The organism is Aquicoccus sp. SU-CL01552 (genome assembly GCF_040365005.1).
Classification (GTDB): domain Bacteria; phylum Pseudomonadota; class Alphaproteobacteria; order Rhodobacterales; family Rhodobacteraceae; genus Antarcticimicrobium.
This window is the reverse complement of the sequence record NZ_BAABWV010000005.1, coordinates 41,223-62,812: the sequence shown is the minus strand read 5'-3', so window position 1 is coordinate 62,812 and position 21,590 is coordinate 41,223. Positions and strand designations below refer to the sequence as shown.

Genomic DNA, 21,590 nt, shown 5'->3' with positions numbered 1-21,590 from the left:
GTTCTGCCCCAAGGGGACGGTCCCATCTCTCTTTGTCACATGCTTTCCACCGGGGCGCGGGGCAAGAAATCCGCCCGGCCGCCTTCCCCTTCGCCCTCAGCTTCGATAGATGATCCAGCGACCAGAAAGGGACCAGCAGCATGGCGATGGAAAAGACCTTCAACGCGGCCGAGGCCGAGGATCGTTTGTACCGGGCCTGGGAAGAGGCCGGATGTTTCACTGCGGGCGCCAATGCCCGCCGCGCGGAAACCTTCTGCATCATGATCCCGCCGCCGAACGTCACCGGCAACCTGCACATCGGCCATGCCTTCAACAACACGCTGCAGGACATCCTGGTGCGCTGGCATCGGATGCGCGGTTTCGACACCCTGTGGCAGCCCGGCCAGGACCACGCCGGCATCGCCACCCAGATGGTGGTGGAGCGGGAGCTAGCCAAGACCGAACAACCCGGCCGCCGCGACCTGGGGCGTGAAGCTTTTACCCAGAAGGTCTGGGAGTGGAAACAGCAGTCGGGCGGCACCATCATCAACCAGTTGAAGCGCCTCGGCGCTTCCTGCGACTGGTCGCGCAACGCCTTCACCATGTCCGGCGCCCCCGGCGCGCCCGAGGGCGAAGAAGGCAATTTCCATGACGCGGTGATCAAGGTCTTTGTCGACATGTACGACAAGGGGCTGATCTATCGCGGCAAGCGGCTGGTGAACTGGGATCCGCATTTCGAGACCGCGATCTCCGACCTTGAGGTCGAGAATATCGAGGTCGCGGGCCACATGTGGCACTTCAAGTACCCGCTGGCAGGCGGGCAGACCTATACCTATGTCGAGAAGGACGAGGACGGCAACGTCGTGCTGGAGGAAGAGCGCGACTATATCTCCATCGCCACGACACGCCCCGAGACCATGCTCGGCGACGGCGCGGTGGCGGTGCACCCCTCGGACGACCGCTATGCCCCCATCGTCGGCAAGCTTTGCGAGATCCCGGTCGGCCCCAAGGAACACCGCCGCCTGATCCCGATCATCACCGACGAATACCCCGATCCCGATTTCGGCTCGGGCGCGGTCAAGATCACCGGCGCGCATGATTTCAACGACTACCAGGTGGCCAAGCGCGGCAACATCCCGATGTACCGGCTGATGGACACCAAGGGCGCGATGCGCGACGACGGGCTGTCCTATGCCGATTGCGCCACCCGCGCGCAGGAGATCGCCAACGGTGCCGGCTTTACCGAGATGGAGGTCGACACCCTGAACCTGGTCCCCGACGAGCTGCGCGGGCTGGACCGGTTCGAGGCCCGCAAGCGGGTGGTGGCCCAGATCACCGAAGAAGGTCTGGCGGTGATGATCCCCGAGGTGCAAACGGACGAGGACGGCAACGAGACGATGGTCGCCGTGCCGCTGGTCGAGAACAAGCCGATCATGCAGCCCTTCGGCGACCGCTCCAAGGTGGTGATCGAACCGATGCTGACCGACCAGTGGTTCGTCGACACCGACAAGATCGTCGGCCCGGCACTGGACGCGGTGCGCAAGGGCGATATCACGATCCAGCCCGAGAGCGGCGAAAAGACCTATTTCCACTGGTTGGAAAACATCGAGCCCTGGTGCATCTCGCGCCAGCTGTGGTGGGGCCACCAGATCCCGGTCTGGTACGGGCTCGACCTGTCGGCGCCGGATTTCCGCGACGACGAGGGCGACGGCACCATCGACCTGGTCGAGATGGGCCGGCTGCTGCTGAACGGCATGGTCCACATGGGCGACGTCCACCACTGCGCCGCCGATTTCGACGGGGTACAGCCCGCCTTCCGCGATGAACTGGCCGACACCCCGCATCCGCTGGCCGATGCCCGCATCGTCGAGGTCGCCGACCGGCAGGCGGCGATCGAGACCTTTGCCAAGGCGCTGGCGCAATACGAGATCGACCAGGACCCGACCAAGCTGGTCTACCCGGTCTGGCAGGATCCGGACGTGCTGGACACCTGGTTCTCCTCCGGCCTCTGGCCGATCGGCACGCTGGGCTGGCCGGAACAGACGCCGGAACTGGACCGCTATTTCCCCACCGACGTGCTGGTCACCGGGCAGGACATCCTGTTTTTCTGGGTCGCCCGGATGATCATGATGCAGCTTGCCGTGGTCGACGAGATCCCGTTCAAGACCGTTTACCTGCACGGGCTGGTGCGCGACGCCAAGGGCAAGAAGATGTCCAAGTCGGTCGGCAACGTGGTCGACCCGCTGGAGATCATCGACGAATACGGCGCCGACGCGCTGCGCTTTACCAATGCCGCGATGGCCTCGCTCGGTGGGGTGCTCAAGCTGGATATGCAGCGCATCGCCGGCTATCGCAATTTCGGCACCAAGCTGTGGAACTTTGCCCGCTTCGCCGAGATGAACGGCGTGTTCGAGACCGAGGTCACCGGCCTTCCCGCCCCCGAGCAGACGCTCAACAAGTGGATCATCGGCGAGACCGCCAAGGTCCGCGAAGAGGTGGACGCGGCGCTTGCGACCTTCCGCTTCAACGACGCGGCAAAGGCGCTCTATTCCTTTGTCTGGGGCAAGGTCTGCGACTGGTACGTGGAGTTCTCCAAGCCGCTGCTACAGGGCGAGGACGCCGCCGCGCAGGCCGAGACACAGGCGGTGATGAAATGGGTTCTGGACCAGTGCCTGATCCTGCTGCACCCGATCATGCCCTTCATCACCGAAGAACTCTGGGCGCTGTCCGGCACCCGTGCGAAACCGCTGGTGCACGCCGATTGGCCCGAGTACAGCGCCGCCGACCTGGTCGATGCGGCCGCCGACCACGAGATGAACTGGGTGATCGGCCTGATCGAGGCGGTGCGCTCGGCCCGGGCCCAGATGCATGTGCCCGCAGGGCTCCATGTGCCGATGCTGGTGAGCGAGATCGACGCCCCCGGCCAGGCCGCCTGGGACCGCAACGAGATGCTGATCAAGCGGCTGGCGCGGATCGAGGGGCTGACAGCGGCCGACAGCCTGCCCAAGGGCACGGTGACGATCCCGGTCGAGGGGGCCACCTTCGGCCTGCCGCTGGCCGGTATCATCGACATCGCCGAGGAAAAGGCGCGGCTGGAGAAAACCCTGACCAAGCTCGGCAAGGAGCTGGGGGGGCTGCGCGGCCGGCTGAACAACCCCAAGTTCGCGGATTCCGCCCCCGCTGAGGTGGTCGAGGAAACCCGCGCCAACCTTGCCGCCCGGGAAGAGGAAGAGGCCCGCATCAAGGAGGCGCTGGCCCGGCTGTCCGAACTGGAATAGACCGACCCGTTCCGCAGAAACAGGCCGGGGCCGGAGGGTTGCACACCTCCGGCCCCGTTTCTTTTGCCGATCCGCCCCCCGGATCACCGCCCTTGATCCGCGGGCCCGATGAATGCGTCGCGCCTATTTGAACTCCGGCTTGCGCCCCTGCATCCGCGCGGCGATCACCTCCATCTGCTCGGGCTTGCCGATCAGCTTGACCTGTTCCCGCGATTCCGCCAGCAGAACCTCGGCCCGATCGGCGGTCTCGGCCACCCCGATCAACCGCTTGGCGGCGCGGATCGCACTCGGGCTCTGTTCGGCGATTTCCTCGGCCAGCGCCAGCGCCGCGGCCAGCGGATCCTCCTTGACCTGCGTCACCAGCCCCCAGGCCTCGGCCTGCGCCGCCGGGATCGGCCGCGCGGTATAGGTGAGTTGGCGCAGGACGTCCGAGCGCACCAGTTGCGGCAGCAACGCCATGCCGCCCATGTCGGGCACCAGCCCCCATTTCATCTCCATCACCGCCAGCTTGGCGTCGGGCGCAGCGATCCGGATGTCCGCGCCCAGCGCCAGTTGCAGCCCGCCGCCATAGACCGCCCCCTGCACCGCCGCGATCACCGGCACCGGCACCCGCCGCCAGATCAGGCCGATCTCCTGCATGCGGTTGGCGTCGTGGTGGCTGCGCTCCATCAGCCATTGCTCGGGATCGACGCTGCCCATCTTGGCGAAACTGGCCATGTCGAGCCCGGCGCAGAAACTCTTGCCCTCACCCGAGAGCACCACCGCGCGCGCGTCCGAGGCCGCCACCTCGGCGCCTGCGGCCAGGATCGCCTCGACCATCGCGTCATCCAGCGCGTTCATCTTGTCGCCCCGGGTCAGGGTGACCCGTGCGATGTGATCCTTGTACTCCACCGATACGCGCGCCATGGCACTTCCTCCTGTTGCTGCCGGGGCCGATCCTGCCCGCGCGGCGCCGGGAAATCCACCGGGACGTGGGGGCACCTGCCCCTTGCCGTGGCGGGCAATCCCGGCTTATCTGCGCGCCATGACCGATCCACGCTACACCCCGCTTGTCCAATCCCTGCCCGCTTCGGTGCCCTTCGTCGGCCCCGAAACCCAGGAGCGCGCCCGCGGCACCCCCTTCGCCGCACGTTTGGGCGCAAACGAGAGCCTGTTCGGCCCCTCGCCCAAGGCGATCGCGGCGATGCAGGCCGAGACGGCAGAGATCTGGAAATACGGCGACGCCGAAAGCCACGATCTGCGCACGGCGCTGGCCGCCCATCACGGCGTCGGGCCCGAACACTTCGTCGTCGGCGAGGGGATCGACGGTCTGTTGGGATACCTGGTGCGGCTGCTGGTGGCCGAGGGCGATGCGGTGGTCACCTCCGAGGGGGCCTATCCCACCTTCAACTACCATGTCGCCGGTTTTGGCGGGGTGCTGCACAAGGTCGACTACGTCGAGGATCGCGAGGATCCCGCCACGCTCTTTGCCAAGGCGGCGGAGGTCGGCGCCAAGCTGGTCTACCTTGCCAATCCCGACAACCCGATGGGCAGCTGGCATTCGGGGCAGGCAATCGCCGACGCGCTGGAAACCCTGCCCGAGGGCACGCTGCTGGTGCTGGACGAGGCCTATGTCGAATTTGCCCCCGAGGGCACGGCGGCGCCCGTTGGCGCCGATGATCCGCGGGTGATCCGCATGCGCACCTTTTCCAAGGCCTACGGCATGGCCGGGGCGCGGGTCGGCTATGCCATCGCCGCGCCGGGGCTGATTTCCGCCTTCAACAAGGTGCGCAATCATTTCGGCATGAACCGCTTTGCCCAGGCCGGCGCGCTGGCCGCGCTGCGCGACCAGGACTGGCTGGCGCATGTCCAGGCGCAGGTCGCCACCGCACGCGACCGGATCGCCGCCATCGCCCGCGACAACGGGCTGACCACCCTGCCCTCGGCGACCAATTTCGTCGCGGTGGATTGCGGCGGTGATGGCCCCTTTGCCAAGGCGGTACTCGACGCACTGGTCGATCAGGGGGTGTTCGTGCGCATGCCCTTCGCCGCGCCGCAAAACCGCTGCATCCGCGTCAGCTGCGGCCGCCCCGAGGATCTCAATGCCTTTGCGGCCGCACTACCTGTTGCGCTGGATCGCGCCCGGGGCTGAACCCGCAACCGTGTCCGGGGCGGCGTCCCGGCGGACTGCCGCCCCCGAGGCAAGCTGACGCATCGCAAATCCTGCATATCAAATGCATCTCTATATCCTGCCGGCCTGCGCCCCGTCACGGGCCGATGTCATGAAGGATGAGACGCATGAAACAATCGCTCCTGATGGAAAAATACCCGGTCTTCGACCTGGAGATCCCGAAATCCGAAACCAGCTGCGCCAGCACCGACGCGGTGATCGCGGCGCTCAAGGCCCGGATCGACGCCCACCCCAAGGTGGCCTATATCGCCACCTTCGATCACTTCGCCCACACCACCGCCATCGGGGGTACCATCGCCGAGGCGGTGAAGGACGCCCGCAACATCGTGTTCTGCTTTGGCGTGGCGCTGCCCAACCCGCATGTGCTGGCGGTGCGCCCGCGCTCGATCGGCGTGGCCGACATGGGCGATCATTTTCACGTGACCTTCCTCGAGCCGCCGATGGAGATCGCGACCCGGGAAATGGAAGCCTGGTGCAAGGGGCTGGCCGACAAACCGGCCTGATCCCCCGGGCCCCGGCGCCCGCGCCGGGGAGCCTAGCCCTTGGCGATCACCGCTGCGGCGGCCTCGACCGCACCCTGCCCATGCGGGATGTCCAGCGCGATCAGCCCGGCCTCGATCCCGGCCAGCATGCCCAGCACCATGTGGCCGTTCACATGTCCCATGTGGCCGATGCGGAAAAACCCGTGCCAGGCCGGGTCGCCCGGCTCGGCCATGCCCAGCCCGATCCCCAGCGTCAGCCCGATGTTCCGAGACACCCAGTCGCGCAGCGCCGAGCCATGCGGCGCGCCGATGCGCAGCGCGGTGACCGCGTGCGAGCGATGCGCGCGGTCGGCGACGTTGAGCGTCAGCGGCCCGCCGTCCTGCCCCCAGGCCTCGCAGGCGGTCCAGATCGCCCGCGCCAGCCGCGCGTGGCGGTCCCAGACATGCTCGATCCCCTCGTCGTGGATCAGATCCAGCGCCGCGCGCAGACCATAAAGGTGATGGGTCGGCGCGGTGCCGCCGAAATACTGGAAGAACAGCTCAGGATCGGCGCGCGGCACCCAGTCCCAGTAGCGGCTGACGCGCGGCATCTGCGCGCGCACCGCCGCCGCCTTGTCATTGAAAAAGACGAACCCCAGGCCGGGCGGCACCATCAGGCCCTTCTGACTGCCCGTGACCGCGACGTCGACGCCCCAGGCATCCATTTCGAACCGGTCACAGGCCATCGAGGCGATACAATCGACCATCAACAGCGCCGGATGCCCGACCGCGTCCAGCACCGCCCGCAAGCCGGCGACGTCGTTGCGGACCGAACTGGAGGTATCCACATGCACCCCCAGAACCGCCTTGATCCGGTGGCCGGTGTCGGCACGCAGCGCCTCGGCGATGCGATCCATGTCCCAGGGGGTGGATTTCCCGAAATCGAGGATCTGCGCTTCGATCCCCAATCCCTGCGCCATGTCGGCCCAGCCGTGGCCGAACCGGCCGGTGGCGGGCACCAGCACCGTCTCGCCCGGTGCCACGACGTTGGACAGGGCCGCCTCCCAGGCGCCGTGACCGTTGCAGATGTAGATCGCCGCGTTGTGCTCGGTTCGCGCCACCCGCTTGAGATCCGGGATCAGGCCGGCGGTCAGGTCGATCAGCGCACCCTCGTAGATATTCGGCGCCGGCCGGTGCATCGCCTGCAGCACCACGTCCGGCATCACCGACGGCCCCGGAATCGCAAGGTATTCGCGCCCCTGCGCAACGCTCAACGTCTCTGTCATGGTCTTGTCCTGAAACTGGTCCGACGCACACTATCCCGCTCGCCGGCGGCGTCAATCGGAACCACGGCCTTGTCACGCCCGACCCCGCATCCTAGATAGGCTCGATTTCCCGGGTGCTGCCCGGACAGGCATCGAAGGAAGCGTCAATGGGTCTTGCCGACCGGATACGACAGCTCGAACGGGATGTGCGCGCCCATTTCAACGTGGATCCGACGATTCCCGGGAACGAACAGCGCGCGCGGATCTACAACCGCTACTTCGATCATGCCATCCTGCGTGGCATCTGGACCAACGAGCGCGAGATCGCACCGGGCGTCTTTCGCTCCAACCACCCAACGCACGAGCGCTTTGAACAGATGCCCGCGCGGGGCATCCACACCGTCCTCAACCTGCGCGGCGCCAGTGTCTCGGCCCATTACATGACCGAGAAGGCCAGTTGCGAGGCGCTGGGCCTGACCCTGGTCAATGCCACCTTGCACGCCCGCGCCGCCGCCTCGCGCGCCGAGATCCAGCACCTGATCGCGGTATTCCGTAAGATCGAGAAGCCCTTTGTCATGCATTGCAAGTCAGGCGCCGACCGGGCCGGATTCGCCTCGGCGATCTATCTTCTGGTGATCGAGGGCCGGCCGGTGACCGAGGCGCGCAAGATGTTGTCCTGGCGGTTCTTTCACATCCGCAATTCCAAGGTCGGCATCCTCGATTACATCCTGGACTGCTACGAGGCCCGCAGCGGAAAATCGCCCATTTCCTTTGAGGAATGGATCGCGACCGAATACGATCCCGAGGTAATCCAGACCCGGTTCCGGCAAGGAAAGACACCCGCATGAGCGACAGCCCCAAAGGCGCCAAGAGTTCGACGCTGCTGATCTGGTTGTGGCGCAACTACCTGCACCGGCACGTCGGCTGGCTGCTGGTAGCGCTGCTGTTCATGACGCTCGAAGGCTCGATGCTGGGGGCGCTCAGCTACATGATGCAGCCGATGTTCGACGACATCTTCGTCGGCGGCGACACCGGCGCGATCACCTGGGTGGCGCTGGCGGTGATGGGCATCTTTACCCTGCGCGCGGTCTCGGCGGTGAGCCAGCAGGTGGTGCTGACCCGTATCTCGCAACGCACCGCCGCCGCGCTGCGGCTGGATCTGCTGGCCCGCGCCATGCGCCAGGACGGCGCCTTTCACCAGGCGCATCCGCCGGGGTTCCTGATTCAGCGGGTGCAAACGGATGTGAACGCGATCAACGACGTCTGGCGCGCAGTGATCACCGGCGCCGGGCGCGACGCGATCTCGCTGGTTGCGCTGATGACGGTGGCGATCAGCGTCGACTGGCGCTGGACCGCGATCACCCTGATCGGGGTGCCGGTGCTGTTCCTGCCGGTGGCGTTGATCCAGCGGTTCGTGCGCACCCAGGCGCGCAGCGCGCGCGATCTCGGCGCCGGGCTCTCGACCCGGCTGGACGAGATCTTTCACGGTATCGTTCCGATCAAACTGAACGGGCTGGAGGACTACCAGCATCGCCAATACGGGGAAAAGACCGGGCATTTCGTACGATCCGAGATCCGGGCCGCCTTCGGCACCTCGGCGATCCCGGCGCTGATCGACGTGATGGCCGGGGTCGGCTTCATGGCGGTGCTGATCTATGGCGGCAGCGAGATCGTCTCGGGCGAAAAGACCGTCGGCCAGTTCATGAGCTTTTTCACCGCCATGGGCCTGACCTTCGAACCGGTGCGCCGGCTCGGCTCGATCAGCGGGCTGTGGCAGGTGGCCGCCGCCGCGATCGAACGGATCAAGGAGCTGATGGACGCCCCGATCCGGCTGACCTCGCCCGCCAAACCGGTGCCGGCGCCCGAGGGCCTGCCGGAAATCGTGCTGGAGGATGTCACCCTCAGCTATGGCACCGCACCAGCGCTGCGCGGGCTGACCCTGCGGGCCGAGGCCGGCAAGACCACCGCGTTGGTCGGCGCCTCGGGGGCGGGCAAATCGACCATCTACAACCTGCTGACCCGGCTGGTCGACCCGCAGGAGGGCCGCGTCGCGGTCGGCGGCGTCGACGTGCGCGACATGGACCTGGCCGCGCTGCGCGGGCTGTTCTCGGTGGTCAGCCAGGATGCGCTGCTGTTCGACGAGACCCTGCGCGAAAATATCCTGCTGGACCGCACCGACGTGAGCGACGCGGCCTTGCAAAAGGTGCTGGAGGCGGCCCATGTCTCGGACTTCCTGCCCAAGCTCTCCGACGGGCTCGACACCCGCGTCGGGCCGCGCGGCTCGGCGCTTTCGGGTGGGCAGCGGCAGCGGGTGGTGATCGCGCGGGCGCTGCTGCGTGACACGCCGATCCTGCTGCTGGACGAGGCCACCAGCGCGCTGGACGCGCAATCGGAAAAGGTGGTGCAATCCGCGCTCGACCGGCTGTCGGGCGGGCGCACCACGCTGGTGATCGCGCACCGGCTCTCGACCATCCGCAACGCCGACAAGATCGTGGTGATGGATCGCGGCGCCGCGGTGGACGAGGGCACGCACGAGGAGCTGCTGGAACGCGGCGGCATCTATGCCGACCTCTACCGGCTGCAATTCCAGGACGGCAAGATGCTGGTCGATGCCCAGGGCCGCCCGTTGCCCGCCACCGCCCCGGCCAGCGAGCAGCCGCAGCGCCAGGGTTGGCTGCGCCGGGTCCTGCACCGGATTGCCGGCTGACAATCGGTGCAAACGGGCGTTTTGCCCGCTCTTCTTCTGACCGAGACGACTCCGGGAGAGGCGCGCGGCACGCGCGGCTTTCCCTGTTCAAACCGGCCGCATTTCCTATATCAACCGCGAAGGACAGCAAGGAGCCCGACATGACCGCGCGCCGCATTCTCCGCCTGACCGGGCCGGATACCGAAGAGTTCCTCCAGGGGCTGATCACCAATGACACGGCCAAGCTCGAACAGGGGCTGGTCTATGCCGCGCTGCTGACGCCGCAGGGCAAGTATATCGCCGACTTCTTCCTCGCCCGCGACGGCGACGGCGTGTTGCTCGACGTGGCCGAGGGGCTGGCCGATGACCTGATCAGGCGGCTGACCATGTACAAGCTGCGCGCCAAGGTCACGATTGCACCCAGCGGGTTGCAGCTGCAGCGCGGCACCGGACCGGCGCCCGAGGGCGCCCTGCCCGACCCGCGTCACCCGGAGATGGGCTGGCGCGCCTATACCGCCGCGCCCGAAGGCGACGACGGCACCGACTGGGACGCGATCCGGGTCGCCCATTGCATCCCCGAGACCGGGATCGAGCTGACGCCCGACAGCTATATCCTCGAATCCGGGTTCGAGGCGCTGAACGGCGTCGATTTCCGCAAGGGCTGCTATGTCGGTCAGGAGGTCACCGCGCGGATGAAGCACAAGACCGAGCTGCGCAAGGGTTTGCGCCGCGTGCAGGTCAAGGGCGCCGCGCCGGTGGGCACCGAGATCCTGGCCGATGGCAAGCCCGCCGGTACGCTGTTCACCCAGTCGGGCGGGCATGGCATCGCCTATCTGCGTCTCGACCGGGCCAAGGGCGAGATGACCGCCGGCGCGGCGCGGCTGCGCCTGGACTGAGCCCGGCCCTGCGGAACCGCCGCGCTAGCGGGCCTTGGACGAGCGCCGGACAGAAAAAGGGGCCGGCGCCCGCGCGCCGACCCCCTTGCCATTGTGAAGGCTCATTCTGCGCCGGGTTCAGCGCATGTTGAACAGCTCCTGATGGAAATCCCCGGCGGCAAGGCCGTGGGCCACCAGATCCCCTCGCATGGCCTGACCGAACCCGGCCGGGCCGCAGAACCAGACGCTGGCAGATGTCCAATCCGGCACCATCTGGCGCAGCCGGTCGCCGGTCAATGCCCCGTCGCGGCTGTCTATCATCAGGTGCAGGGTGACCCCCGCCGCCTCGGCATCCGCCTTGAGCAGTTCCAGCGCCTCGGGCGCGATCTCCGGTACGCTGTGGATCAGGTCGATCTGCTTGGTCCCGGGCGATATTGCCAGTTGCTTCATCCGGGCGATGAACGGGGTGATGCCGATGCCGCCGCCAATCCAGATCTGACGCGGCTTGTCGTCATCGAAGGTAAAGCGGCCATAGGGCCCCTCGACCGTGGCCGCGCCGCCCACCATGAGTTGTTCGGGCAGGAAGCGGGTGTAATCGCCCAGTGCCTTGGTGATGAAGGTGATGCACCGGGTCGCCGGATCCCAGGCCGAGGCGATGGTAAAGGGGTGTTTGCCCTCGCTGCGGTCAAAGGTGACGAAGGCGAACTGGCCCGCGTCATGCCCCGCCCAGCCCGCGTCCAGCTTGACCTCGACCTCGGTGATGCGCATCGAGGGGAAGCTACGAACCGCCTCGATCCGGCCCGCTACCTTGTGACGACGCCCGATCTGACGGCTGAGCGCCAGCGCCGCCGAGATCACACCGCCGAGCATCAAGAGCGCGGTGACGATGCCGAGCGGCTGGCTCCAGGCGTCGAAATTCATCAGAACGGCGCCGTGGAACACCAGCACGAGGTAAGCCACGGCGATCAGCGTGTGGGTAGAGACGAAATACTTGTAGGGAAACCGCTTGATCAGCGCCAACAGGATCAGCAGGATCACCGCGTAAAAGGCCCATTCGCCCAAGCCTTCCGCGGTGTCGCGCAAGCTGTTGAAGAACGCCTGTATCGCGCCCGGTTCCGCCGCGTCCGCCGGCGGCCCGCCGCGCTTGGGACGCTCCATCACCCCCCATTGGACCAGCCACTTCGGCCCCTTGGCCGCGATCCAGTGGGTCACCGAGACCACCAGCGCAGTGATGCCCAGCCACTTGTGCAGGCGATAGGACTTGTCGAGGCCGTTCAACCACGGCTCCAGCCACTTGGCGCGGGTGGCGAGGATCATTGCCGCGCTCATGGCGCCGATCGCCAGCACCCCGGAGTACTGCACCAGCAGGTTGCGAACAGCGATGAAGCTCAGGGTATCGGGGATTGGCAGGTTGGCGAGCAGCCAGGCGGCGCTCAGGACGGAGAGAATGCCCCAGAGGGCAAATCTGATTCTAGTCATAACTGAATTCCCAAAACGGATTACCGGCACCCGACGCCGCCCCCTGTTCGCGCGGGGCGCGCCATGCGCCATAAAGGTCATACGAAGGGCCGGTAATATTCCGTCGGAGGAAAAAATAAAATAAGCCCACGCAGCATCTATGACTGCGTGGGCGAAAGGGTCGCACGCGGCGAGCGGGTCAGGCCCGTTCGGCGTAGTCCATGGTTTCGGTGTTGACGATGATGTCCTCGTCCTGCCCGACGAAGGGCGGCACCATCACCTTGACCCCGTTGTCGAGGATCGCCGGCTTGAAGCTGTTGGCGGCGGTCTGTCCCTTTACCACCGGCTCGGTCTCGACCACCTTGCAGGTGACCTTTTGGGGCAGCGTGGCGTTCAACGCCTCGGCCTCGTGGAATTCCACCACGATGGTCATGCCGTCCTGCAAGAACGGGCGACGGTCGCCGAGGATCTCGGAGGGCAGTTCGACCTGGTCGTAGGTCTCGGTGTCCATGAACACCAGCATGCCGTCGGTTTCGTAGAGGAACTGCATGTCCTTCTGTTCCAGGCGCACGCGTTCGACCTTGTCGGCGCTGCGGAAGCGTTCGTTCAGCTTGGAGCCATTGCGCAGGTTGCGCATCTCGACCTGCGCGAAGGCACCGCCCTTGCCGGGCTTGACGTGGTCTACCTTTACGGCCGCCCACAATCCGCCGTTATGCTCCAGCACGTTGCCGGGGCGGATCTCGTTTCCGTTGATCTTGGGCATGATAAAATCCTTGAGACGAGGTTGATGCTCGGAATGCGAACCCTATATCTGGCGGGCTTGGACCATGCAAGACAACGATATCTCGTGTTGCACCCGCAGAAAGCCATGCGCCGGACGCATTGCAGACATGCAGTTTTGGGGTGCCAGAATCAGTCTCGATCGGTCATAAGCAACGCCACGCCAAAAATTGCAAGAGCAAGAAAAACAAGGAAACGGGATGAAAGATTTCGTTGACGGCACTGCCTTCAATAACGAGCAAGGCAATCGTGCCCGTAAACTCTTTGCGGCCGTTGTACTGGCCGCCCTCGACGACGCCATCGCCGATGACAAGAAATATGGCAACGGACCCGAGCAGATCGCGCGTTGGGCGCGGTCCCGCGACGGCCGCGAAGTGCTGAGCTGCGCCGGGATCGACCCGAACGAACGCGTGGTGGAAGGCCTGATGGACTTTGTCGGCAAGGGTGTGCGCACCTCGGTCGCGCTGTCGCGCGAAGAGAGCGAGCGTCGCCACGCCGCCCAGCAGGCCGAGGCCGCCTGACCGCTTTCCCCCATCCTGAGAAACGCGCCCCTTGAGGCGCGTTTTTTTTCGCCCGCCCCAAGGCCGGCGATACGGGAGGTCCACAGATGACCCGCGCGATCATGATCCAGGGCACCGGCAGCAATGTCGGAAAGTCGCTGTTGGTGGCGGGGCTGTGCCGCGCGGCCAGGCGGCGCGGGCTCTCGGTGGCGCCGTTCAAGCCGCAGAACATGTCGAACAACGCCGCCGCCACCGCCGATGGCGGCGAGATCGGTCGCGCCCAGGCGTTGCAGGCCCGTGCGGCGGGACGCGCGCCGCACACCGACATGAACCCGGTTCTGCTGAAACCCGAGAGCGAGACCGGCGCGCAACTGGTGGTGCAGGGCCGCCGTCGCAGCACGCAGGAGGCCGCCCGCTATCAGCGCGACAAGGGGGCGCTGCTGGACGTGGTGCTGGAAAGCTTTCATCGCCTCGCCGCCGGCGCCGACCTTGTGCTGATCGAGGGGGCCGGCAGCCCGGCCGAGACCAACCTGCGCCGCGGCGACATTGCCAACATGGGCTTTGCCCGCGCGGCCGGGGTGCCGGTTGTCCTGGTGGGCGATATCGACCGGGGCGGCGTGATCGCCCAGATAGTCGGCACGCAGGCGATGCTGGACGCCGACGACCGAGCCATGATCGCGGGTTTCGCGATCAACCGGTTTCGCGGAGATCTTGCCCTGTTCGACGCCGGTCGCGACGATATTGCCGCGCGCACCGGCTGGCCCTGCCTGGGGGTGGTGCCGTGGTTCCACGACGCCTGGCGACTGCCGGCCGAGGACATGATGGATATCGCCTCGCGCGGGGCGGACCAGGACGGCGCCTGCAAGGTGGCGGTGCCGCAGCTGCCACGGATGGCGAATTTCGACGATCTCGACCCGCTCTCTGCCGAACCCTCGGTCGCGGTCGAGATCGTGCCGCCGGGCCGCCCCCTGCCCGGAGATGCCGACCTGGTGCTGATCCCCGGCAGCAAGTCGACGCGCGGTGACCTGTCGTTCTTTCGCGCGCAGGGCTGGGACATCGACCTCAAGGCGCACCTGCGCCGGGGCGGGCATGTGCTGGGCCTGTGCGGCGGCTACCAGATGCTGGGCCGGTCGATCGCCGATCCCGACGGGCTGGAGGGGCCGCCAGGCACCGATCCGGGGCTTGGCCTGCTGGAGGTGGAAACGGTGATGCGGGGCGACAAGACGGTCAGCCCGCGGGTGGCGACCGCCCTGCCGGACGGTGCGCCCGTCACCGGGTACGAGATCCATCTGGGCCGCACCGAGGGGCCGGATCGGGCACGCGGCTGGCTTTCGGTCGAGGGCCGGATCGAGGGCGCGGCCTCGCCCGACGGGCGGGTGCGGGGCAGCTACCTGCACGGGCTGTTCGCCTCGGACGGGTTTCGCACCGCGTACCTGCGCGGGCTGGGGCACCGGTCGGACGCGGCCTATGAGGCGGGCGTCGAGGCCACGCTGGATGCGCTGGCCGATCACCTGGAAACCTATCTGGACGTGGACGCGCTGTTGGGTCTGGCCGCCCCGCTGCGGGGCTAGTCGAGGTCCTGCGCGGCCAGCACGCGGTGGATCTCGCGGCGGACCAGCTTGCGCACGTTGCGGGTGATCCGCTCGCCCAACGCGCCCTGCAATTCCTGCCGCACGATCTCGGCCACCAGTTCGCGCAGGCTGTCCTCGTCGATCACCGCCTCGTCGGTGGCCAGATCGTCGGACTCCTCGTCGATGTCCTGCGCGGTGTCGTCTTCGACCTCGTGCCAACCGATCCCCTCGACCGGCGTGCCGGCATAGGCGTCGTCGCTGGTGCCGTCCGGTTCCCACTGGTCTCGGGTGCGGCCGATGACGGCCTCCAGCACCTCGATCTTGGCGCTCAGGTTTTCCGCCCGGGTGGAGTGGAACGTCGGGGACTGATCGGCAAATTCCCCCTCCTTGTCCGGGAAGGCAGCCCAAGGTCCGGCGTCGGGCATTTGCCCGGTCTCGTCAGCAACCTCGTCCGCCGCGTCATCTGCTGATACGGCGTCGTCGCCCGCCTCGGGCGCGTCAAGGAGCGGCAGATCGAGGTGTGGCGGGTCAAGGTCGGGTGCCGGTTCGGAGGGCGCAGCACTCACCGCCGCGGTATCGTCGTCGACAGCGGTCCCAGTCTCGACCGCCTCGTCCTCCGGGGCCTCCTCGCCCACGGTGGCGAACAGGGTCGCGTCCGGGGCGGACCAGGGGGCCGGATCGGCGCCCGCAGCGACGGTGGGGGCGGAAGGCGGGGTCGCCGCCTCTTCTGCGCCCATCGCCGTGTTTTCCGCCTCGGTCACCCGCAACGCCGGCGTCAGGACCAGGCGATCCGCCTTGGCCGCGGTCGATTCGGAAGGTCGTTCAGCCGTGGCCTTGGGGGGCGCGATAGGCTCGACCGGCCGGCCATCATCGCTTACCAGACGGCGAATCGAGGACAGGACGTCCTCGATCTGTGCATTCGTGACGGGGTCAGACATGTTTGTTTTCCACTCTCGCCTCGAACAGGAGTGTACCCCCTGCCCGGGATTCGAACAACCGGGAGCCGAGAATTCTCAGTTCTTGCCCAGCGCCTTGAGCACACGATCGAGATCCTTGCTCCGCTTGCTGAGCTTGGACGGCGCCGTCTTGACGAGGTTGTAATAGAGCGTGGGGTCGTAGATCTGCACTGCAAGGCCCAGCCGCTCGGCGGTCAGAAGGCCCTGCGCCTGCAACAGCTGATAGGTCGCGACCGCCTGTTCGGCCCGGGCCGAGATCTGGTTGGTCTGCGCGTCCAGCAGGTCCTGTTCGGCCGACAGAACGTCAAGCGTGGTCCGTGCGCCCAGCTTTGCCTCTTCCCGGACCCCTTCGAAGGCCACCCGCGCCGCGCGCACCTGTTCTGCCGTCGAGATCAGGCTGGCCCGCGCGGTTTCAAGGCGGGTAAAGGCATTCGCCACGCCCTGCACCACGTCCTCCTGCGCGGTCAGCAAGCCGGATTTGGCCGCGTCCCGGTTGGCCAGTGTCCGGCGGTACTGCGACGCCAGCGACCCGCCCTGGTAGATCGGCTGCGTCACGGTGAGCGAGACCGAACCGGTGGTATAGCGATCCGCGGTATCCGCATCATCTGATGTACCGTAGTACCCCGTGAGCGAGGCCGACGGCCCCATGGTCTTGGCCGCGCTCAGCGCCACCAGCTCGGTGGCCTTCACCTGGTGCTGTGCGGCCAGGATGCTGGGATGGTTGCGCACCGCGATTGCCGTTGCCGCATCCAGCGAGGCGGCGGCCTTGGGCAGGCGGGGCTGACCGGTCAGCGGCCCAGGCTTGCGGCCCACGGCGGTGGCATATTCGGCCTGTGCGTTGATCAGCGCCCCGCGCGCCGAGGACAACCCCGACCGCGCCGCCGCAAGCTGGGCCTGCGCCAAGGCGACGTCGGTGCGGGTCACCTCGCCCACGTCGAACCGATCCTGCGCAGCACGCAGTTCCTCGCCCAGCAGGCGCACGTTGTTTTGGCGCAGGCGCACGTTTTCCGATTGCAGCACCACGTTGAGATAGGCCGAGGCGGCGCGGAACAGGATCTGTTGCTCGATGTTCAGGAGTTGCTGGCGGGTGGCCAGAACGGTCTCCTGCGCTGCCTGCTTGCTCAGCTTGCGCTGCCCGCCATCATAAAGGATCTGACTGATGGTCAGGCCAGTGTAGAGATCCGATGAAGGGTTGCTGAATGGGATACCCGAGGACGTCCCGTGGATCACTGTCCGGGTCGCCTCTGCGGTCCACGAGATCACCGGGCGCAATTGCGCCACCGCAGTGGCCACATCCTCGTCCGCGGCCCGCAACAGGGCGCGGTTCTGTTCCAGAAGGCCGCTGTTGTTATAGGCGCCGATCAGGGCGTCGACGATGTTCTCGGCCTGTGCGGCCCGCGGAGTCAGCGCCGCAAGGGCCAGCCCCCCCGTGATCACCACCGCTCCGAGGATGCCTTTGAACGCTGCCTTGCTCATGACCCAGTCTCCGATGCCCCGAATGCCGGGGTCTGTTTTCAGTTTTTTCGCTCCCGGCCCCGCGATCAGAGCGCGAAGGCCTGTTGTGCCTCGAACCCCGGCAGGACGGGCGCGGCGGCGTTGAACTCGAACCGCCACGACATTTCGCCGTCGGACTTGTAGCCGATCCGCAGCTCGCCCACCGCGCCATCGACGAAGAGGCACGCGATTCGCCCGCCCTCCTTGAGCTGTGCAAGCAGCGCGGCCGGTACGTCCTCGACACCGCCCTCGACGAGTATCACGTCGTAGGGCCCGTGTTCCGTCGCGCCCTCGGCCAGCGGCCCCTGGTGCACGATCACGTTGTCGGCGCCGACCTCGGACAACAAATCCGTGGCCTCTTTGGCCATCGCCTCGTCCTGTTCGACGGCGACCACGGCCTGCGCCAGACGCGCCATTACCGCCGCCGAGTAGCCAAAACCGCAGCCCACATCCAGCACCAGCTCGTCCGCGCCGATGTCGAGCGTATCAAGCATCTTGGCCAGCGTGCGCGGCTCCAGCAGGACACGCCCCCCGCCCAGTTCCAGATCCTCACCCGCATAGGCGACGTCACGCTGCGCGTCGGGCACGAACAATTCGCGCGGGACCGCCAGCACGGCGTCGATGATCGGGTACTTGGTTACATCGGACGGACGGATCTGGGTATCGACCATCATCCGGCGGCGGGCGGCAAAGTCTGTCATTGCTAAACTCGGTTGTTCAGTCCCTTGCAGGCTTTTGCCACATCCCCGCCCCCCCGGCAACGGGCCGAGACGCGATTTCCCGCCGCATGCGCTCTTGCAGTGTCTCCCGAGACCGGATGCGGGCCGTTTCGCCCCCCCCTTGAAACCATGGCGCGATGATGTCGGGCCCCCATCGACATCCCCCGCCCCCGGGCAGCGCGGCCGATTCCATTGCCCCCTTGCAGAGATATCCGGATGCGGCTAAGAGGCTGCAACCACGACGGAGCGGCGAGTTGGCGGAGTGGTGACGCAGCGGATTGCAAATCCGTGTACACCGGTTCGATTCCGGTACTCGCCTCCATTTAAAATCAATGACTTAGCGGATTTTGGACGCGCGCCGCTCGGCGCGTCTAAACATTCGTCTAAACATTCTGTTTTTGTTCTGTTCTCATCGAGGACGTTCCAAGGCGGATTTTGGATGCCCCGAACGGCCCGCGCCGACGGCGCAGTTCCAGAGGTTGCGGAAGGGTCAGCAGAAACGAAAAAGACGCCGGGATTCTCCCCCAGCGCCGACCACTCAAATCTCTACGCGATCAGGAGTGTTTTTGTTCGGTTCGCATCTGTTGCGCCTGTACGGCCCTTATCCGCTGACGAACCTTTTTCGTGTAGTGCTGGACCATCGCCGCGCTTTGACCGGTGACCGCTGCAATGAGATCATCGCCGCAGCCCACCTCCAGAAGCTCACAGGCCGCGTTGTAGCGCCAACTGTGGATATCGTAGTCCAAGGCCCCTATCCGCTCCCTGACCTTCCTCACAGCCGCTGAGGCGCCCCTGTAGGACCATCGGTTCGCGCCGCGCTCATTGGTCAGGATAAAGACCGAATGCTTGCTGGCGACGTCCAGAGCCGCTTGCAGCTCGGGAAGGATCGGAACCCAGAGTTCCTTCGAGGTCTTGCTTTGCCGAACCCAGACGGCCCCGTCTTCGATGTTCGACCAGCGCATGTTGAGAACGTCACCGATCCTTTGACCGGTTCCGACGCAAAGCTCCATCACAAGGCGTTCGCGGGTGCCCAGTGCACAAGCCGCGCGGTAGGCATCCAGAAGCTGGCTTGGCCAAGGCTCGCGCTGCTTTTTCTTCTGGGACTTAAGCTCGGGCACACCTCTCGCCGGATTGGAGGCCCGCCAACCCAGATCAACACAGTGCTCCATGAGAACACGCAGCACCCGCAGAGAGTAGTTTGCGAAATACGCTTTCTCGGCATTCGAGTCGCGAAGCCGGATCACGTCCTTGCGCTGCATCTTGGCCGGGTTGGCCTCGCCCATGATCTTGCGGAAGAAGTCGAGATGCTTGTCGTAGTCCAAGCCGGTTCGGGGTTTCAGGTTCCTGTACCTGGGCGACTTCCGATAGTCGTCAATCAAGGCTCCGAAGTTGCGTGAGACGATCCGGCGCGGCGCGTCCTTTTGCGAGAGGATGCCGGCATACTCCCGCCAGAACTCCGCCGTTCCAAACTCGCTTTGGAATTTCTGCGACGCCCATCCGCGCCGCTGGAAGTAGATCCCGTTCCGCTGCCGGTAGACGTGTTTGGGAAGCTCACGCTTTGCCATGACGCATGTCGATCCTGTCGAACTCATCGGAATCTTGCTCCGATGCGAGGACAAGCTCAATCCTCCTGCCTTCGACCGTGACGCGGCTGACCGCCTTTCCGGCCCGCTCGAAGGTGTTGAGCAAAGCCAGCGCGCGTTGTTCCACCGTTGACCTAGCCATCAGAACGCCCCCCCGTTTGGATCGGGCCGATTGCGGACCATCGAGCAGACGTGGAGCCTGCTGGAAACGTGAGGCTGCGAAAGCAGCGCAGGTGCGGATCGCTTTGAAAAACCGATGCATCTTGCCATGTTCAACACTCGCCCCTTCCCGCTTGGATTCCGCGTCCCCTGAAAACACTGGAAACACCGGAGAACACCCGTTCTGGGAACAAGCGTAGGGCACGAACAGCCGCACCGGACAACCCACCCAACCGGCGAGGGACCACTAGGGGCTTATACAGACTGAAACATATTGTTACCGAAACTCGGCGTTTCAGAAACCAACTCGGCGGCACACGGCAGGCGAAACCGCTCCGAAGCAATAATCGAAAACGCGGCTACCGACCTCTACATGACGCTTTAACAGAAAAATCTAAATCACCGCGCGACGTGTCGAACGGCAAGCCGTGCTGAGTGCTGGATGACTGTCTAAGCCTACGGAAGACCGCGCCGAGGGAGAGCGGGTTCTTAACCACCGAGTTGGGGGGAGTGGCCCCGAACCCAGAACCTGCCGCGCAAGTGCTTTCCGGCGTTGTCGTGGGTTCGGGACCACTAGGGGGATATACCATCAAGAGTAGTGTGTATCCCTGCCCACCCGGCACGGAGGCCGGGCGGGCAAGCGCGTGGTTCAAGGCCCTGCTTAGACACCTGACTAGGGCAGCCCCTTCGGGGACGGCTTCGCCTCTGCCCTGGTCGAATCGTGGAGACTGGGCGAGAACGCCGATACTGCGGACACCCCTCCGCCTTTGGCGCAGGGAACCCCGTCCTTGTGCGCCTCTGGCGCATGGTCTCCGATCAGACTTAGCGGCTCCGCCGCCGAGGGAGGAGCCGTTGCGACAGAGAAGATTGGTTCATGCCGCACAACGAAACTACCCCCATAAAAAATCACCGCAACCTACAGGGCACGCCTACCGGTGCGGGTGCTTGTAACTGGCAGCGGCGCGCGCCGGGAAGGGTATTCCACCGTCCGAAACGGAACCGGCAGCACTCCGAAGGGCACACAAACTGGCGATGTAGAACTCCCAAGCGCCATCTAGGCCGCCCTGGATACCACGCCGAAATGCTTCACAAAGCGCCGAATCGCCCAAAAGCACTAGAAGCTTGCCCTAGAACTACCTGAAGTATTAGTCTCATGACGAAATGTAGGAGGGTGCCGTGGACGATGAGATAGCAGGCTTCATGCTCATGGCGGCAAAATTTGAGTTCTTCTTGATAAATTTAAACCCGAATTTTGCCCATGTGCATGGAAAAACCAAAGTCGTTACAGGTGTAAATTGGGATCGAGTCAGTGAATCTTTGGAAGACATACATCCGTTTGATGAATTTCGCCTTGAGGACTCCGGGTTTCAAACTCTAAAAGAAACAGCACCTCATTTCTTAATAGAAGCGGAAAACGGCGGCTTTAGGTGGGACAGTGACGAGGTGAAAATTACATCTTGGCAGATACTGTTACGGCGCGGCTATGCTCAACTTCGAAATAATGTTGCGCACGGAAACAAGGCTCAACTTCCCGCGCCCTTCACCGCCCATCGAACAAAGGAGTTTCTCGCAGCAGGACACAACCTAATCCACTTTATTGCAGCGACTTACTCTCAAGATGACATGTTGAGATATCCAGTTCAGTTTCGGTGAAAA

General features: G+C 65.4%; 18 protein-coding genes and 1 tRNA gene. 10 read left to right on the top strand and 9 right to left on the bottom strand.

All coding sequences use genetic code 11. The features are described from left to right. The first annotated feature begins 140 nt into the window (after positions 1-140). Positions 141-3,257, top strand: a complete 3,117-nt coding sequence (locus ABWV23_RS07370; protein WP_353346508.1) for a valine--tRNA ligase — start codon at positions 141-143, stop codon at positions 3,255-3,257. Between the two features lie 123 nt (positions 3,258-3,380). Here ABWV23_RS07370 and ABWV23_RS07365 read toward each other — a convergent pair whose 3' ends face one another. Beyond that, positions 3,381-4,163, bottom strand: coding sequence for a crotonase/enoyl-CoA hydratase family protein (locus ABWV23_RS07365; RefSeq protein WP_353346506.1), 783 nt, complete (start codon positions 4,161-4,163; stop codon positions 3,381-3,383). A gap of 118 nt (positions 4,164-4,281) precedes the next feature. On the opposite strand from ABWV23_RS07365, the gene ABWV23_RS07360 reads away from it, so the two are divergent. Together ABWV23_RS07360 and ABWV23_RS07355 are read left to right on the top strand one after the other, a co-directional pair. After that, positions 4,282-5,388 (top strand): pyridoxal phosphate-dependent aminotransferase, encoded by a 1,107-nt coding sequence (locus ABWV23_RS07360; RefSeq protein ID WP_353346504.1) that lies wholly within the window; start codon positions 4,282-4,284, stop codon positions 5,386-5,388. 146 nt (positions 5,389-5,534) lie between these two features. Further along, complete coding sequence (locus tag ABWV23_RS07355; RefSeq protein WP_353346502.1) at positions 5,535-5,930, top strand: DUF6858 family protein; 396 nt, start codon at positions 5,535-5,537, stop codon at positions 5,928-5,930. Positions 5,931-5,962: 32 nt separating this feature from the next. Here the strand turns inward: ABWV23_RS07355 and ABWV23_RS07350 are convergent, their stop codons facing one another. Next, positions 5,963-7,174 (bottom strand): pyridoxal-phosphate-dependent aminotransferase family protein, encoded by a 1,212-nt coding sequence (locus ABWV23_RS07350; protein WP_353346500.1) that lies wholly within the window; start codon positions 7,172-7,174, stop codon positions 5,963-5,965. Positions 7,175-7,320: 146 nt separating this feature from the next. On the opposite strand from ABWV23_RS07350, the gene ABWV23_RS07345 reads away from it, so the two are divergent. The 3 genes from ABWV23_RS07345 to ygfZ all read left to right on the top strand — a co-directional run bounded on the left by ABWV23_RS07345 (position 7,321) and on the right by ygfZ (position 10,735). Further along, positions 7,321-8,001: a fused DSP-PTPase phosphatase/NAD kinase-like protein gene (locus ABWV23_RS07345; protein ID WP_353346498.1), complete on the top strand. Its 681-nt coding sequence runs from the start codon at positions 7,321-7,323 to the stop codon at positions 7,999-8,001. Further along, positions 7,998-9,860 carry an ABC transporter ATP-binding protein gene (locus tag ABWV23_RS07340; RefSeq protein WP_353346496.1) on the top strand — a complete coding sequence of 621 codons (1,863 nt, stop codon included), beginning with the start codon at positions 7,998-8,000 and terminating at the stop codon, positions 9,858-9,860. Before ABWV23_RS07345 ends, ABWV23_RS07340 begins: the two co-directional genes overlap by 4 nt. Positions 9,861-10,000: 140 nt before the next feature. After that, positions 10,001-10,735: a CAF17-like 4Fe-4S cluster assembly/insertion protein YgfZ gene (gene ygfZ / locus ABWV23_RS07335; RefSeq protein ID WP_353346494.1), complete on the top strand. Its 735-nt coding sequence runs from the start codon at positions 10,001-10,003 to the stop codon at positions 10,733-10,735. 117 nt (positions 10,736-10,852) lie between these two features. Here ygfZ and ABWV23_RS07330 read toward each other — a convergent pair whose 3' ends face one another. Next, positions 10,853-12,193 carry a ferredoxin reductase family protein gene (locus tag ABWV23_RS07330; protein WP_353346492.1) on the bottom strand — a complete coding sequence of 447 codons (1,341 nt, stop codon included), beginning with the start codon at positions 12,191-12,193 and terminating at the stop codon, positions 10,853-10,855. 178 nt (positions 12,194-12,371) lie between these two features. Continuing rightward, the gene (gene efp, locus ABWV23_RS07325; protein WP_353346490.1) at positions 12,372-12,935 is read right to left on the bottom strand and encodes an elongation factor P; all 564 of its coding nucleotides are present in this window, start codon (positions 12,933-12,935) and stop codon (positions 12,372-12,374) included. A 217-nt stretch (positions 12,936-13,152) separates the two neighbouring features. Here efp and ABWV23_RS07320 point away from each other — a divergent pair, with 217 nt between their 5' ends. Further along, positions 13,153-13,473, top strand: a complete 321-nt coding sequence (locus tag ABWV23_RS07320; RefSeq protein ID WP_005849321.1) for a DUF6280 family protein — start codon at positions 13,153-13,155, stop codon at positions 13,471-13,473. Between the two features lie 86 nt (positions 13,474-13,559). Further along, positions 13,560-15,023, top strand: a complete 1,464-nt coding sequence (locus ABWV23_RS07315; protein ID WP_353346488.1) for a cobyric acid synthase — start codon at positions 13,560-13,562, stop codon at positions 15,021-15,023. On the opposite strand, the gene ABWV23_RS07310 is transcribed toward ABWV23_RS07315, so the two are convergent. The 3 genes from ABWV23_RS07310 to ABWV23_RS07300 all read right to left on the bottom strand — a co-directional run bounded on the left by ABWV23_RS07310 (position 15,020) and on the right by ABWV23_RS07300 (position 18,174). Next, positions 15,020-15,961 carry a hypothetical protein gene (locus ABWV23_RS07310; protein ID WP_353346486.1) on the bottom strand — a complete coding sequence of 314 codons (942 nt, stop codon included), beginning with the start codon at positions 15,959-15,961 and terminating at the stop codon, positions 15,020-15,022. The genes ABWV23_RS07315 and ABWV23_RS07310 overlap by 4 nt on opposite strands. Positions 15,962-16,036: 75 nt before the next feature. After that, on the bottom strand, positions 16,037-17,455 hold the full coding sequence (locus ABWV23_RS07305; RefSeq protein WP_353346484.1) for a TolC family outer membrane protein: 1,419 nt from the start codon (positions 17,453-17,455) through the stop codon (positions 16,037-16,039). 65 nt (positions 17,456-17,520) lie between these two features. Then, positions 17,521-18,174 (bottom strand): protein-L-isoaspartate O-methyltransferase family protein, encoded by a 654-nt coding sequence (locus tag ABWV23_RS07300; RefSeq protein WP_353346482.1) that lies wholly within the window; start codon positions 18,172-18,174, stop codon positions 17,521-17,523. A gap of 266 nt (positions 18,175-18,440) precedes the next feature. On the opposite strand from ABWV23_RS07300, the gene ABWV23_RS07295 reads away from it, so the two are divergent. Next, positions 18,441-18,514 (top strand) — tRNA-Cys (locus tag ABWV23_RS07295). Positions 18,515-18,746: 232 nt separating this feature from the next. On the opposite strand, the gene ABWV23_RS07290 is transcribed toward ABWV23_RS07295, so the two are convergent. Together ABWV23_RS07290 and ABWV23_RS07285 are read right to left on the bottom strand one after the other, a co-directional pair. Further along, the gene (locus tag ABWV23_RS07290; protein ID WP_353346480.1) at positions 18,747-19,757 is read right to left on the bottom strand and encodes a tyrosine-type recombinase/integrase; all 1,011 of its coding nucleotides are present in this window, start codon (positions 19,755-19,757) and stop codon (positions 18,747-18,749) included. Continuing rightward, positions 19,744-20,151, bottom strand: a complete 408-nt coding sequence (locus ABWV23_RS07285) for a hypothetical protein (RefSeq protein ID WP_353346478.1) — start codon at positions 20,149-20,151, stop codon at positions 19,744-19,746. Before ABWV23_RS07285 ends, ABWV23_RS07290 begins: the two co-directional genes overlap by 14 nt. Positions 20,152-21,110: 959 nt before the next feature. Between ABWV23_RS07285 and ABWV23_RS07280 the strand changes: the two genes are divergently transcribed. After that, positions 21,111-21,587 (top strand): hypothetical protein, encoded by a 477-nt coding sequence (locus ABWV23_RS07280; protein WP_353346476.1) that lies wholly within the window; start codon positions 21,111-21,113, stop codon positions 21,585-21,587. Positions 21,588-21,590 lie beyond the last annotated feature (3 nt).

Excerpts from the sequence above, each read along its gene's own strand:
- ABWV23_RS07290 (WP_353346480.1), bottom strand. The coding sequence starts at position 19,757 with ATGGCAAAGCGTGAGCTTCCCAAACACGTCTACCGGCAGCGGAACGGG.
- ABWV23_RS07320 (WP_005849321.1), top strand. The coding sequence starts at position 13,153 with ATGAAAGATTTCGTTGACGGCACTGCCTTCAATAACGAGCAAGGCAAT.
- ABWV23_RS07350 (WP_353346500.1), bottom strand. The coding sequence starts at position 7,174 with ATGACAGAGACGTTGAGCGTTGCGCAGGGGCGCGAATACCTTGCGATT.
- ABWV23_RS07310 (WP_353346486.1), bottom strand. The coding sequence starts at position 15,961 with ATGTCTGACCCCGTCACGAATGCACAGATCGAGGACGTCCTGTCCTCG.
- ygfZ (WP_353346494.1), top strand. The coding sequence starts at position 10,001 with ATGACCGCGCGCCGCATTCTCCGCCTGACCGGGCCGGATACCGAAGAG.
- ABWV23_RS07360 (WP_353346504.1), top strand. The coding sequence starts at position 4,282 with ATGACCGATCCACGCTACACCCCGCTTGTCCAATCCCTGCCCGCTTCG.
- ABWV23_RS07305 (WP_353346484.1), bottom strand. The coding sequence starts at position 17,455 with ATGAGCAAGGCAGCGTTCAAAGGCATCCTCGGAGCGGTGGTGATCACG.
- ABWV23_RS07355 (WP_353346502.1), top strand. The coding sequence starts at position 5,535 with ATGAAACAATCGCTCCTGATGGAAAAATACCCGGTCTTCGACCTGGAG.
- ABWV23_RS07365 (WP_353346506.1), bottom strand. The coding sequence starts at position 4,163 with ATGGCGCGCGTATCGGTGGAGTACAAGGATCACATCGCACGGGTCACC.
- ABWV23_RS07330 (WP_353346492.1), bottom strand. The coding sequence starts at position 12,193 with ATGACTAGAATCAGATTTGCCCTCTGGGGCATTCTCTCCGTCCTGAGC.
- ABWV23_RS07315 (WP_353346488.1), top strand. The coding sequence starts at position 13,560 with ATGACCCGCGCGATCATGATCCAGGGCACCGGCAGCAATGTCGGAAAG.
- ABWV23_RS07345 (WP_353346498.1), top strand. The coding sequence starts at position 7,321 with ATGGGTCTTGCCGACCGGATACGACAGCTCGAACGGGATGTGCGCGCC.
- ABWV23_RS07370 (WP_353346508.1), top strand. The coding sequence starts at position 141 with ATGGCGATGGAAAAGACCTTCAACGCGGCCGAGGCCGAGGATCGTTTG.
- ABWV23_RS07300 (WP_353346482.1), bottom strand. The coding sequence starts at position 18,174 with ATGACAGACTTTGCCGCCCGCCGCCGGATGATGGTCGATACCCAGATC.
- ABWV23_RS07340 (WP_353346496.1), top strand. The coding sequence starts at position 7,998 with ATGAGCGACAGCCCCAAAGGCGCCAAGAGTTCGACGCTGCTGATCTGG.
- efp (WP_353346490.1), bottom strand. The coding sequence starts at position 12,935 with ATGCCCAAGATCAACGGAAACGAGATCCGCCCCGGCAACGTGCTGGAG.